We start from the raw sequence: 12,834 nt of genomic DNA, 5'->3' as shown, positions 1-12,834 counted from the left end.
GTTATTGCTCCTTGGAAACGTCAGTTTCAGTTTCAATCTCGTCAAAATCGTCTTCGTTCACGATGCCAGCCGCTTTGCGTTGCTTGAGCATCTCCTTGATCAACTCGTCGGTCAGAACAAGCTTGGCCTCTGCCAGCCAGTCAAACTTAAGGCCAATCGTGCCCTCGGTGACCGTAATCAACACTTCGTCATCGGTGGTCCCTGCCAGCACACCCTTAAAGCGGCGACGGCCGTCGATGGCCTCTGCCACTTCAAGCTTGGCTTCATATCCGTGCCAAAGGTCGAAATCCTTCATGCGGGTCAAAGGACGGTCAATTCCGGGGCTAGACACTTCAAGTGCATAGTTCCCTTCAATCGGATCCTCAACGTCCAGTATCGCCGAAACCTCGGTAGATACTTTCGCACAATCATCCACTTCCATACTGCCATCTGGCTTTTGCGCCATGATTTGCAGCGCTTTCTCTTCGCCACCCATCAGACGTACACGCACAAGCTCATAGCCCAAGTCTTCAACGACGGGCTGAACCAGATTGGCGAGACGGCGATCAATCGCGGAGCTTGCAACAAGATCAGACAAAGATGACTCCTAGATATAAACACAAAAAAACGGGCTGCGCGGCCCGTTGTGAAGTTCGGTGGGCGTTGGGAGTGGACCCCAGCGCGCCGCTGTTGAGAGGGGATATACGCAGGTTTGCCTGAGTCTGCAAGGGGTACATTGCAAACCCAAGAAAACCTAGGGGCTATGCCGGCTTTCGCGCGGCGATAAACACGGCGGCATCGCGGCGTGGTTGCCAGACATCTTCGAACACAAAGCCCGCCTCGGTGATAACCTGCTCAAGCTCGTCTCTGGTGAAGTTTTGAACCGGCGGCATGATCCCGATCTTTGAACCCGCCTGCACGAAGTACTTGAAAACGCCGCCCATATCCCGAACGCAAGCCGTGCTCGAAATGAACATCCCACCTGGTTTGAGCATAGAGTATACATTCGCCGTCACTTCACGATAGTCGGGCAGCAAATGAAGAATGCTCATGGCAAGAACCATATCAATAGAGTTGGGCGCGCGCTTCACTTCTTTAACTGGCTGACAGGTAAAAAGCATGTTCTGAAGTTTAGAATCCTCTAACTTTTGCTGGGCGAATCCCAGCATCTTGTTCGAGAAATCGACTCCTTCATAGGATTTCACATAAGGCGCGTGAATAATCGCTGTCGAACCGGTACCACAACCAAGCTCAAGCACATCCATATCCGGCCGAAAATACGACCGGGTCTTGTCTAGTTTGGTTTGATAGCTTTGCTCATCTGCAATCGCGGACTTGGCGTAATTTTTCGCCATAAGATTCCAAAAACCAGCGCCAGCCGCCATACTCATACTCCTGCTTTAATACTCTTTAACAAATACAACTTTAATATTCGGTTACTCGGTATCTCGTTATGTACTCTATACGCCCAGCGCCACCTTTTGTGGTGCGAGACGCTTCATTATGCCCGTCAATGAGCGTGTAATTTCTGGTTCAGACATTGCATGACCAGCCATAGCGATCATCATAAGTTCACATTTTGGCAATTTAGCGGCAATTCGTTGTGCAGATTCAGGTGGACACACCATATCTTGACGGCCCTGAACAATCGACACGCCGATATGCCCGATCTTATAGAGATCACGCTCAATCTGACCGTCGACCTCAAGGAAACCTTTGTTGGTAAAATAGTGGTTCTCAAGCCGCGAGAACGCCCGCGCATAATTCGCAGGCGGAACTCCCGATGGGCCATTCGAACGCACCGAAGCCAAGGCATTTTCCCATGCGGCCCACGCTTGTGCGAATTTGGTCTGAACGGCAAGGTCATCGCCAAATAACCGTCGATGATAAGCGGCAATCATATCGTGACGCTCGTCCTCTGGTACAATGCGTTCAAATTCATCCCAAACCTCGGGATAAAAGCGCGCCGCCCCTCCGCCGTAAAACCAGTCAAGCTCACGCTGGGTCGAGAGGAACACCCCCCGCAAAACCAGATACGCCGCACTTTCAGGATGGGATTGGGCATAAAGCAACGCCAGCGTTGCGCCCCAACTTCCGCCAAAAACGATCCAACGCGAAATTCCCAGTTCGGTTCTGATGTGCTCGATATCACTAACCAGATCCCAAGTGGTGTTATTCTCGATGCTGGCGAAAGGTCGCGAACGCCCACAGCCGCGCTGATCGAACAGAATGATCCGATAGACAGAAGGATCAAAAAACCGCCGCATCATCGGAGAGCACCCGCCCCCCGGTCCACCATGAAGAACAACAACAGGTACCCCAACTGGGTTGCCGCATTGCTCGACATAGATGCTATGACCGCCCCCAACGTCCATCATTTGGCGATGGAAGGGTTCGATCGGCGCAAAGAGATAGTCAGATGCGCTGTTTTGGCCTGAGATTCTATCCATAGTATGACTATATAGTTGCAGTTAGCACGTTGCACATGGCAAATCGCACGAAAATTCGGAGAGACCTATGGAAACTGGCACGAATACCATCGACCCAAGCGAAGTCGCAAAGTTTGAGGCTATGGCCGCCGAATGGTGGGATCCGAACGGCAAATTCAAACCGCTTCATATGCTCAACCCCTGCCGTCTGGATTATATCACCAGCCAGATCGCGGCGGAATATGATCGTGACCTTACCAAAGATCGCCCTTTCGAGGGGCTAAGCATCCTTGATATCGGGTGCGGTGGCGGCCTGTTGTCAGAGCCAATGGCGCGTTTGGGCGCGAATGTTGTGGGTGCGGATGCCGCCGCTGGCAATATTCCTGTTGCTCAAATTCACGCAGAGTCCCAAGGGCTTGAGATTGACTATCGCAACACCACCGCAGAAGCGATTGCCGAAGCGGGTGAGCGGTTTGACGTTATCCTCAATATGGAAGTTGTCGAGCATGTCGCAGACCCGCAAGGATTCCTGACCGCGTGCCAGACCCTACTTAAGCCAAACGGATTGATGCTTTGTTCAACAATCAACCGCAATCCCAAGAGCTTTATGATGGCGATTGTCGGTGCGGAGCATGTAATGCGCTGGCTGCCTAAGGGAACGCATGAATACAACAACTTCATCACTCCGGACGAGCTTTATGGCCTAATTGAAGGCGCGGGGCTTAAGCCCGTTGATCGCAAAGGGTTCGTGTTTAATCCGCTGCTTTGGTCTTGGTCGCTCTCGGACAAGGATCTTTCGGTCAACTATGTGACCGCGAGCGTTAAACCAGCTTAAGGCTCTTCGCTCAAACGCACCCGCAATTCGCGCAGGATCGGAAGAACTGCGCGAACTTTATCTACGCCCAGCTCCGATACCAGAACCGCCACTGACGGGGAAATCGCCGTGAGTGCCGCTTCGCAGGCCCGTTTTCCAGAAGGGCTTATCGCCACGAATTTGCGCCGCGCATCGTCCCAGTCGGGACGAATATGCACATGACCCGCTGCCTCTAGCTTACTAAGCGTGTTACTCATCGCGCCGCGCGTTACGGAAAACGAACGTGCCAATTGCGCCGGCGAGCGCTCGCCGTTCACATGCGACAGGTGATTGAGCACCGTAAAATGTGAAAGCTCCATACCCTTGGGCAAAACCTTGGAGAGCCGACTCCGCGCGAGCTGATCGGTCATAAAAATTTCGCTAAAGAGCGATATAGCCAAGGAATTATTCTGATCGGTCATATCGTTATTTAAACGCTCGGTCATTATTTAGCGAGGGTATTTTGCGCCGCGCTGTGTCAACTTCGTTAAGGTCAATATCTACAAGGGTCACACCAGCATCCGTCCCCGCATCCACAAGAACCTCTCCCCACGGGGACACAACAAGCGAATGCCCATAGGTCTTGCGTTGCGAGCCATCCGATTGCGCGTGATCACCACATTGCGCAGGAGCAATTACAAAACATCCCGTTTCGATCGCGCGCGCCCTTAGCAATACGTGCCAATGCGCAGCACCCGAAACCGATGAGAATGCTGCGGGTTGTGTGATGATTTTGGCGCCCGCTTTTGCCAACCCACGATGCAACTGTGGAAAACGAACATCATAACAGATCGCCATACCAACCCCGCCAAACGACGTTTCGGCAACGACAAGTTCCTCTCCCGGTTTGTAACCTGCGCTCTCTTTGTATGTTTCGGTGGGCGATATCTCGACATCGAACATGTGGATTTTGTCGTAACGCGCCGCGATATCACCCTTCGGATCAATCAGGAACGAACGGTTCGCGAACCTCTCTTCATTGGGGATTTTTATTCCAATCGAGCCAATCAAAATCCAAACACCCGCCCGCCGCGCCTCTTGGCGAAGGGCCGCAAGGGTTATGTCCTCATCCTCGGTTTGAAGGACGGCATTCTGGTGCGCGCGCGAGTTGGAAACACAGTTCGTGACCTCGGGCGTCAGAATAAACTCCGCTCCCTCCGCCACCGCCTCGCGGACCTGTGCAACCGTCTTCGGCAAGTTCGCCTTAGGTGTGTCGCTGGAGTTTAACTGACAGAGAGCAACCCGCATCTATCCCGCCAACAAAGCGTCAAGTTTGCCACGCTCTTCAAGCGCATAGAGATCATCACAACCGCCAACATGCGTATCGCCGATGAAAATTTGTGGCACTGTACGGCCACCTTTGGCGCGCTGCATCATCTCTTGGCGCTTGGTCGGATCACGCGAAACGTCGAATTCAACGAAGGTCACAGCCTTACTTGAAAGCAGGCGTTTTGCTGCGTGACAGAACCCGCAAGTTTGGGTGGTATAAAGCTCTACGGTTTGCATATTATTCCCCTATCTGAGCGAACTATAAGGTCAGATAGTCATCATGTGCAACGCGCGCTAGTGTTATTACATTTACGTCGCAGGCACGTGATGAAAAACACGCCTCGGCCGCTGAATTTAGTGTCGCTCCGGTGGTCAGCACATCATCCACAAGCAAGACTGGCCTATCCTCAAGCAGGTGCCTCCGCTTGGGGTGAACAGCAATCGCTCCCGAAACCGTAGCAGAACGCTGTTGTGGACCTAGCCCGTCAAGGCTTCGTGTCTTGCGAACACGCCGCAATAGGTCGGGACAATGCTCAAGCCCCAAGACCTTAGCCACCTGCGCCGAAAGCAAGGCCGATTGATTATAGCGACGTTTCAGAAACCGTGACCAATGCAGGGGAACGGGCGCAACGATGGTGTCGTCCTCTACCAGCTCCTCAGCAGCACGCGCCATCCATCGGCCCGCAGGGATCGCATATTCTTGGCGATCACCATGCTTGAAACCCAGCACAATATTGCGGGCGTTGTCCTCGTAGAGAAATGCCGCGCGGCCCCTGCCCCATACGGGGGGATATTTGCGGCATGCGTCACATCGCACATCCTGCGCATCATCTTCGCCCAGCAATGGCGCACCGCAACAATCGCAAACTGTTCCACTTATGAAGGGCGTATCGCGCCAACATGCCCCGCACAGCGCCCCAGAAGCGTCGACGCGATCACCGCAGGTTATGCATTGCGTTGGGTAGATCAACCTCAGAGCACTTTGCATTCTGTCAAAACCTTTCTAAATTGCCCCCAACAAAGGAAGCCAAATGACCAACCAACCTCCCAAACTTACCGACACAGAGGCGCTTGCGTTTCATCGCGCGCGTATCCGTGGCACGGATGCCCTGTTCCTTCAGCAAGAGGCCGCTGACGAGATTGAGGAGAGACTGAACGAGGTTAATAGAACGTTTACAAATCCCGCGATCGTCACGGCATTTCCGCAAATCTGGGAAAAAATACTGCCCAACGCCAAGATTGTTCCTGATCAGGAGCTTCTGAGTCTTGAGGTTGATAGCCATGATCTGGTGATTCATGCCATGGGGCTGCATTGGGCAAACGATCTGGTCGGACAGTTGGTACAGTGCCGTCGCGCATTGCGGGCGGATGGGCTGTTTATCGGCGCGATGTTTGGCGGGCAAACGCTGTCCGAATTACGCACCGTTTGGGCCGAAGTAGAGACGAAACTTACCGGCGGGCTTTCTCCGCGCGTGGCACCCATGGCCGAAATTCGCGAGCTTGGCGCGCTGCTTCAACGGGCTGGGTTTGCACTTCCTGTTGCAGATAGCGTTACCAAAAAAGTGACCTATCGTGATGCACAACATCTTATGCGCGACCTGCGCGAAATGGGCGAAACCAACGCCCTCGCCCAAAGATTAAAGAGACCCGTATCGCGCACTGTCCTAGCTGCGGTTAACGACACCTATGCACAGCACTTCACGGCTGAATCAGGCCGGATTAGAGCCACATTCGAGCTTGTATTCCTGACTGGATGGGCGCCTGACGAAAGCCAACAAAAACCCCTCCGGCCTGGATCGGCACAAGCGCGACTTGCTGATGCGCTCAACACCACCGAGCTTAAACTCCCCGAGAAAACCCCGAAATCCTAAGACAATTACGCCCGATTGATTGACGCACACCCCCGAAAGCGACAATCCTTGGCTGAGCCACAAGAAAGTAATCGTATGAAGCCAGCAGATCACCCAAAAATCCCGTCGCGCAAAATCGGCGTTCTTATTGCGAACCTCGGGACGCCCGACAATTATGATTACTGGTCAATGCGCCGCTATCTGTCGGAGTTCCTTTCGGACAAGCGCGTCATTGATTACCCTGCGTGGAAATGGCAACCGATCCTTCAAGCGTTCGTCCTGACCAAACGGCCGTTCTCGTCTGGTGCTGCATACAAGAGTATCTGGAACCACGAAGAAGGCGAAAGCCCCTTGATGACGATCACCAAGAAACAAACCAGCGCCCTTAGCGAGAGTCTGCATGGTATGTTTGGCGATCAGGTGATGGTGGATTTCTGTATGCGTTATGGCAATCCGTCGACGCAATCCAAAGTGGACGCGATGATCGAGGCGGGATGCGACAAAATCCTGTTCTTCCCGCTCTATCCGCAATACGCGGGTGCCACAACTGCAACGGCGAATGATGCGTTCTTTGCGGCTCTGGCCAAACCAGCTTGGCAACCTGCCACGCGCACCGTACCCGCCTACTTTGATCACCCGAAGTATATCGAAGCACTCGCAGGCTCCATCAAGAATGCTTATGCAAAGATTGAAAACGAGCCGGATATCTTGCTGCTTTCATATCACGGTATGCCCGAACGGTATCTTATGCAGGGTGACCCGTACCACTGCCAGTGCCAGAAAACGACGCGACTTGTGACAGAGGCGCTTGGCTGGAAGCGTGACCGTATCCTAACGACGTTCCAATCGAAGTTTGGCCCCGAAGAATGGCTAAAACCTTACACCGTTGAGGAAGTCGCGCGTCAGGCCCAAGCGGGCAACAAGAACCTCGCAATCGCGGCACCTGCGTTCTCGGCGGACTGCATTGAGACACTTGAGGAAATCAACGAAGAGATAAAAGAGGCCTTCGAAGAAGCGGGCGGCGAAAACTTCACGTATATTCCCTGCCTCAATGACGACGCCCCCCACATCGAAGCGCTCGCGGAAATCGTGCGCGAGAACCTTGCCGGATGGGTGCGCTAATCTTTTCGAACGAGAAGCACGACCCCTGCTGGGTCCGATGTCCAATGGGCTTGAACGCCATCTAGGGGTTCAAGTTCATCACGCTTGGGGCTTTCGAGGTGCTCAAGTGCGGCCGCGGGATCGTCGGAAAACAACTCAAGCCAAACATCTACCTGACTCTGCTTTTCCACCCGATCCAGCCAAAGCGTCATTTCGCCAAAGGCAAACCCTACGCTTTCCGATGTTTCATTGGTAACAGCCAGTCCAACGCGATCCCGATAGTACTCAACGGTTTCCGCCCATTTATAGAGCGGAACCTTGATCGCAATATTTCGTCCCGGCTTGAGTTCCATAGTTCCTCCAAGTCCCGACGGTTAATGTGCTCTCAGATTAGATGAGCAATACCTGCGTTCCGTTCTTGGCGAGGCCAAACAGCACGGCGATATGTTCGTTATAGAGACCAATACAGCCATTGGACGACCTGCGACCGATCTTGCGCGTGTCTTGAGTGCCGTGAATACGGTAATACGTCCACGACAAATACAGCGCATGCGTGCCCATCGGATTATCAGGGCCCGGACCGATAAAATCTGGCCATTCGGGATTGCGGCGCTTCATGGATGGTGTCGGCGCCCAGCTTGGCCCCTCTACTTTGCGAATTACCGAAGTACGGCCCAAACGGGTCAACTCGTCCGACATCGGAACAGAAGTCGGGTAAAGCTTATAAATGGAGCGATCCTCAGACCAATAATGAAGCGCGCGTGACTTGGTATCGACCAAAATGGCGCCATTACGTGTATTGGAAAAATACGGGCGCCAATCAAGCGAACGAAAACTGGAAATATTGTGTTTTACAACACTGTCGATCTCTGGTTCGACTTGGATCTGAGCAAGTGCTGGGGTCGCAAGTCCACCGGCGAATGCGGCGGTCGTACCTATAAAACTACGTCGGCTAAAATTACCCTTCTTAGAAATAGACATAAATCGACTCACTTTTTTTGCAACAGGACCTATAATATGGCTCTAAGGTCGCAGTCGCAATTCAAACAATCGTCAAAACGCGGATTCTTCTGAACACTATTTGAAACCAAGACACCTTGTTGCTAAAGAAATTAGATACGTATTTAGGAAGAGCGTTATGAAAAAGTTATTACTTCTCGCGGCTGTATCCCTATCTCTTGCGGCATGTGAGCCACCTGCACCTCGTATCGGTCCAGACGGAAAACCGCTTCCTGTTGCGTATAAAATCCCGAACGAGGGCAAAGTCCAATTCCGCATGCTGGATTCTACCAACGTGCTGCGCGCATCCGCAGGGGTTGGCCCCCTACAGCTGGACGCTGACCTGAATGCTGCCGCCGCAACCCATTCGCGCGATATGGCTGTTCAGAACCGCCCGTGGCACTTTGGATCAGATGGCTCCTCTCCATTGGATCGCGTTGCCCGCACGGGATATAACGGCGTCCTTGCTGGTGAAAACATCTCGGAAACCTACGAAACCGAGCTACAAACCCTATCCGCATGGATGAGTGAGCCGGATACACGCCGCGTTATTCTGGACCCAGCGGCGCGCGATATGGGCTTTGCTTGGTTTCAGGAAAAGAGCGGCAAGATCTGGTGGACGATGGTTACTGGCCGTCCACGTTATGACTATTCAACGCTTAACGTTGCCTCAAACTAGTGGCGCATCGCCAAGGATGCGCCCCCGTTTGATTTACGGATAAACCGAGATGATCGTGTTGAGTTTTACCATACGGTAGATATCGATCATTTCCTTGTTCGAAACCGCAATACAGCCCCATGTCCAATCCGTTCCGCGGAAGCTCTTGTTCTTGCTTTCGCCGTGGATGAAAATATCTCCACCAGGTTCCTGACCCAAGGCTTTTGCCTCGGCGACATCCGACGCATTCGGATAGCTCATCCCGATTGATAGATAATAGTCGCTGTTTGGATTACGACGATCGATTCGATAATGCCCCTCAGGCGTTTTGCCATCGCCCTTAACTTTCTTATCTCCCTCAGGCGCAAACCCGAGATCAATATTATAGCTTTTGAGGATTTTTCCGTTATGCAGAAGGAACATTTTGCGCGCGTCTTTGTAGACCGCGATCCGCGTTACTTCTGGACCTGTGTATGGCTTCATGCCGCTCGAACAGCCTGCCACTATCAGGGTTATCGCACCCAAGAGTGCAAAGATTAATGCCCGCATTTTTACTGCCTATTTATTAGCTGTTTTTTTTAGCCTTTTATTGGCAGATACAGGAAATCCAGAAAAAAGCAATCCATCGAATTCATCACGGCATTGTGAATTTCGCGGCCACTTCGACATGCGGTGACCAGCGGAATTGGTCCACAACTTGCACCCAATCTATGACGTAACCGGCATCAACCAATACGCGTGCGTCCCGTGCAAAAGTCACTGGATTACATGAAACCATCGCGATCCGTTTAACGCCGCATTTCGCGATTTCGGCGATCTGTGCTTCGGCACCTGCGCGCGGCGGGTCGATGACAATCGCGTCGAATCCTTTGAACTCATCCGGCAAGAGAGGACGGCGAAAGAGGTCTCTTGCTTCGGTCGAAACATGCTTGAGGCCGGTACTAAATCGCCAGCCGTGATCGAGCGCTTTGAGCATTTCTTTCTCGCCCTCAACCGCATGAACCTCTGCGTGCTCGGCAACCGGAAGCGAAAATGTTCCGCATCCCGCGAACAGGTCGACGACCTTTTTGGCGCCGCTCACCGCATCTAAAACTGCCGAAACTAATGCTTTTTCGCCCTGAGGTGTTGCCTGAAGGAATGTTCCACCCGGAGGGTTCACGCGCGCACTTCCGAACACCTGAACCGGTGCGCTTATCTCGCAAACGACGCTGTCTTCCCACGTCAGACGTGCCAACTCATGCTTGTTGGCGATCTGCGCAAGCTCCACGCGGGCTGGCTCATCAAGGGGCTTTCCACCCTTCACCAACACGTCAACGCCGCCCAAGGACTGGGTCACAAGAAAGCTCAACTCTGCCTTCCGAGAGGCACCCGCAATCGTCAGTTCAATCAACGCCGGCACGATCTCTTTGAGCGCCGGATCAAGAAGCTGACAGTTCGGAACCTCAATCAGCGTACCCGTTCCGCGTGTGTGAAAGCCGATCATCGCGCCATTTTTGGTACGCTTTCCCGCCAGACCAGCGCGCCGTCGTGACCCCGCCGGAGATGTGTGAATAGGCCGAAATTCCGCGTTCAGCCCCTGTCCGTCCAATGCCGTTTTCACGACACCCTGTTTCCATTCTGCAACAAATTCATCCGATGCGTGCATCAAGCTACAGCCACCGCAGGCCTTGTAGTGGCTGCAAATCGGCTTCACCCGCTCAACCGACGGAATCAGGATTCTTGGAGCGGACATCTTGCCGTCCACGACCTCGCCTTCGACCTCTTCACCGGGAAGGGTAAGGGGAACGAATATCGGACCTTCTGCTATTCCATCGCCCAAATGCCCAAGGCGCTCAATCGTGACCTTCACTCTACGGCCTCCTCAATACCAATGAACCCGCCGGATTGCCGATCCCAGAATTGCGCGTACAACCCTTTTTGGTCGAGCAAATCCGAATGCGTTCCTTGCTCGACTATGCGGCCATGTTCAAGCACAATTATGCGATCCATCTGGGCAATTGTCGAAAGCCTGTGCGCAATCGCAAGGACGGTCTTGCCTTCCATGACGTTTTCAAGCGCGGTTTGGATTGCGGCTTCTACCTCGGAATCGAGCGCACTTGTGGCCTCGTCCAGCACCAAAATCGGCGCGTCTTTCAGGATGGCCCGCGCGAGGGCGATCCGCTGACGTTGCCCGCCAGAGAGCTTCACGCCGCGCTCGCCCAAGAATGCCTGATACCCTGCGCGCCCCATGTAATCCTCAAGATCAAGGATGAAGTCATGCGCTTCGGCTCGTTGCGCTGCGTTCTCGACATCCTCGACACCTGCGTTCGGTTGCCCGTACTGGATGTTATCCAAGGCCGAACGATTAAACATCGCGGTTTCCTGTGTAACCATCCCGATTTGTCGGCGCAGGCTTTCTTGGGTCACCTTGGAAATATCCTGACCATCAATCATCACACGCCCTTTTTCGGGATCATAAAGCCGCAAGAGAAGTGACACGAGTGTCGATTTCCCCGCGCCAGAGGCCCCGACAATCCCGAGCTTCTCGCCCGCTCGGATTTTTAGATCGGTATCAATAAGCCCACCCGATCCGCCACCATAGGCAAAGGTCACATTCTCAAAGGTGATCTCACCATTCGGCACTGCAAGCACCGACGCATCCGGCGCATCCACCAACGCTGGGCGAACCGTCAGCGTATGCATTCCGTCCTCAATCTCACCCACATGCGAGAAAACACCCATCAGCGTGAATGAAACCCAGCCCGTCATCTGTGAAAACCGAATAGCGAGCGATCCCGTCGTCGCGATATCGCCAGCTGTCGCGCTGCCTTGCGACCAGAACCAGAGCGTTGCCCCAACCAAGAGCACGGGCAAAATCCCAGCGATGATCATCAGGCCATAACGGAACTGCGCAGACAGATACCCGAACTCTGATGCGCGATCACGGAATGTCTCCATCGCACCAATCGCGGCACGGTCTTCATGATCCGTATGCGCGAACAGTTTGACGGTCTTGATGTTCGTAATCGTATCAACAAGCTGCCCCGTCACCCCCGTCCGAGCACCCGCGCGCGCCTTGGCACGCACACGCACGCGCGGAAGGAAATAGCGCAGGAAGAACCCGTACATCACAAGCCAAGCAGCAAAAATCAGTGTGATGCGGTAATCCACATTTGTGATGATCACGGCGGCGCCGATGATCGACGTTGCCGCAAATACCAAGGTATTCAGTGTCTCGACAACGATCTCGGTGATGGAACCGGATGTCTGCATCTGTTTTTGCGAAATTCGGCCCGCGAAATCATTGTCAAAGAACGTCACCGTTTGGCCGAGCGTCCACCTGTTTAGTCGCGTTAGAACCTGTGTAAACACGCCAGGCGCGATAACCACGGACTGCATAAGCGCTGAAAGCCCAAGCAAAATAGGGCGCAGAATGATCAGGAAACCAAACGCCAGCAGCAACAGCCCTGAGTTCCCCGAAAAGAATTGCGCGGGGTCACCTGCAACGGCGGCATCAATAACCATCCCAAGGAAAAGCGCGGTCGAAACTTCGGTAATTCCTGCAAGCGAGGACAGGCCTGTTCCGATGCCCAGCGCCTTGTAGCTTCCCTTCAGGCACCACTGCATGAACTTCCAGAGCGTCGTGGGTGGCGCTTGGGATACATGGGCGAAGGGGTCAATCAATTGTTCGAGTTTCTGCTTCATCCCATCACCTAT

General features: G+C 53.5%; 16 protein-coding genes. 4 read left to right on the top strand and 12 right to left on the bottom strand.

The features are described from left to right. Position 1: 1 nt before the first annotated feature. The 3 genes from rimP to pip all read right to left on the bottom strand — a co-directional run bounded on the left by rimP (position 2) and on the right by pip (position 2,429). Entirely contained in the window at positions 2-577 is a 576-nt protein-coding gene (gene rimP, locus ACFE33_RS01630) for a ribosome maturation factor RimP (protein ID WP_380056035.1), read from the bottom strand. A gap of 163 nt (positions 578-740) precedes the next feature. Continuing rightward, on the bottom strand, positions 741-1,364 hold the full coding sequence (locus tag ACFE33_RS01625) for a class I SAM-dependent methyltransferase (RefSeq protein WP_380056032.1): 624 nt from the start codon (positions 1,362-1,364) through the stop codon (positions 741-743). A gap of 75 nt (positions 1,365-1,439) precedes the next feature. Further along, positions 1,440-2,429, bottom strand: coding sequence for a prolyl aminopeptidase (gene pip, locus ACFE33_RS01620; protein ID WP_380056029.1), 990 nt, complete (start codon positions 2,427-2,429; stop codon positions 1,440-1,442). 67 nt (positions 2,430-2,496) lie between these two features. Between pip and ubiG the strand changes: the two genes are divergently transcribed. Further along, a complete protein-coding gene (gene ubiG / locus ACFE33_RS01615) occupies positions 2,497-3,243 on the top strand; it encodes a bifunctional 2-polyprenyl-6-hydroxyphenol methylase/3-demethylubiquinol 3-O-methyltransferase UbiG (protein ID WP_380056027.1) in 747 nt (248 codons plus the stop codon). Here the strand turns inward: ubiG and ACFE33_RS01610 are convergent. From ACFE33_RS01610 to ACFE33_RS01595, 4 genes are read right to left on the bottom strand one after another with little or no spacing between them, the layout of a single operon-like run. Beyond that, entirely contained in the window at positions 3,240-3,683 is a 444-nt protein-coding gene (locus tag ACFE33_RS01610; RefSeq protein ID WP_380058629.1) for a MarR family winged helix-turn-helix transcriptional regulator, read from the bottom strand. The genes ubiG and ACFE33_RS01610 overlap by 4 nt on opposite strands. 4 nt (positions 3,684-3,687) lie before the next feature. Continuing rightward, complete coding sequence (locus tag ACFE33_RS01605; RefSeq protein ID WP_380056024.1) at positions 3,688-4,509, bottom strand: carbon-nitrogen hydrolase family protein; 822 nt, start codon at positions 4,507-4,509, stop codon at positions 3,688-3,690. Beyond that, entirely contained in the window at positions 4,510-4,767 is a 258-nt protein-coding gene (gene grxC / locus ACFE33_RS01600; RefSeq protein WP_380056021.1) for a glutaredoxin 3, read from the bottom strand. 22 nt (positions 4,768-4,789) lie between these two features. Next, the gene (locus ACFE33_RS01595) at positions 4,790-5,518 is read right to left on the bottom strand and encodes a double zinc ribbon domain-containing protein (protein WP_380056018.1); all 729 of its coding nucleotides are present in this window, start codon (positions 5,516-5,518) and stop codon (positions 4,790-4,792) included. A gap of 43 nt (positions 5,519-5,561) precedes the next feature. Between ACFE33_RS01595 and ACFE33_RS01590 the strand changes: the two genes are divergently transcribed. Together ACFE33_RS01590 and hemH are read left to right on the top strand one after the other, a co-directional pair. After that, positions 5,562-6,401 (top strand): SAM-dependent methyltransferase, encoded by an 840-nt coding sequence (locus ACFE33_RS01590; protein WP_380056016.1) that lies wholly within the window; start codon positions 5,562-5,564, stop codon positions 6,399-6,401. A gap of 75 nt (positions 6,402-6,476) precedes the next feature. After that, entirely contained in the window at positions 6,477-7,502 is a 1,026-nt protein-coding gene (gene hemH, locus ACFE33_RS01585) for a ferrochelatase (protein ID WP_380058627.1), read from the top strand. Here hemH and ACFE33_RS01580 read toward each other — a convergent pair. Both ACFE33_RS01580 and ACFE33_RS01575 read right to left on the bottom strand, forming a co-directional pair. Next, positions 7,499-7,834: a hypothetical protein gene (locus ACFE33_RS01580; protein ID WP_380056013.1), complete on the bottom strand. Its 336-nt coding sequence runs from the start codon at positions 7,832-7,834 to the stop codon at positions 7,499-7,501. The genes hemH and ACFE33_RS01580 overlap by 4 nt on opposite strands. A gap of 37 nt (positions 7,835-7,871) precedes the next feature. Beyond that, on the bottom strand, positions 7,872-8,462 hold the full coding sequence (locus tag ACFE33_RS01575; RefSeq protein WP_380056010.1) for a L,D-transpeptidase: 591 nt from the start codon (positions 8,460-8,462) through the stop codon (positions 7,872-7,874). 157 nt (positions 8,463-8,619) lie between these two features. Between ACFE33_RS01575 and ACFE33_RS01570 the strand changes: the two genes are divergently transcribed. Beyond that, positions 8,620-9,159 (top strand): CAP domain-containing protein, encoded by a 540-nt coding sequence (locus ACFE33_RS01570; RefSeq protein WP_380056007.1) that lies wholly within the window; start codon positions 8,620-8,622, stop codon positions 9,157-9,159. Positions 9,160-9,192: 33 nt separating this feature from the next. Here ACFE33_RS01570 and ACFE33_RS01565 read toward each other — a convergent pair whose 3' ends face one another. From ACFE33_RS01565 to ACFE33_RS01555, 3 genes are all read right to left on the bottom strand, one after another. Continuing rightward, positions 9,193-9,687, bottom strand: coding sequence for a murein L,D-transpeptidase family protein (locus ACFE33_RS01565; RefSeq protein WP_380056004.1), 495 nt, complete (start codon positions 9,685-9,687; stop codon positions 9,193-9,195). Positions 9,688-9,772: 85 nt separating this feature from the next. Continuing rightward, positions 9,773-10,987 carry a class I SAM-dependent RNA methyltransferase gene (locus ACFE33_RS01560; RefSeq protein WP_380056001.1) on the bottom strand — a complete coding sequence of 405 codons (1,215 nt, stop codon included), beginning with the start codon at positions 10,985-10,987 and terminating at the stop codon, positions 9,773-9,775. Further along, positions 10,984-12,822, bottom strand: a complete 1,839-nt coding sequence (locus ACFE33_RS01555; protein WP_380055998.1) for an ABC transporter ATP-binding protein — start codon at positions 12,820-12,822, stop codon at positions 10,984-10,986. The genes ACFE33_RS01560 and ACFE33_RS01555 overlap by 4 nt, the downstream gene beginning before the upstream one ends. Between the last annotated feature and the right edge of the window lie 12 nt (positions 12,823-12,834).

Origin of the sequence: Falsihalocynthiibacter sp. SS001, assembly GCF_042445055.1 — a bacterium.
GTDB lineage: Bacteria > Pseudomonadota > Alphaproteobacteria > Rhodobacterales > Rhodobacteraceae > Falsihalocynthiibacter.
The sequence above is the reverse complement of the archived record's forward strand: the minus strand, read 5'-3'. Positions and strand labels throughout refer to the sequence as shown.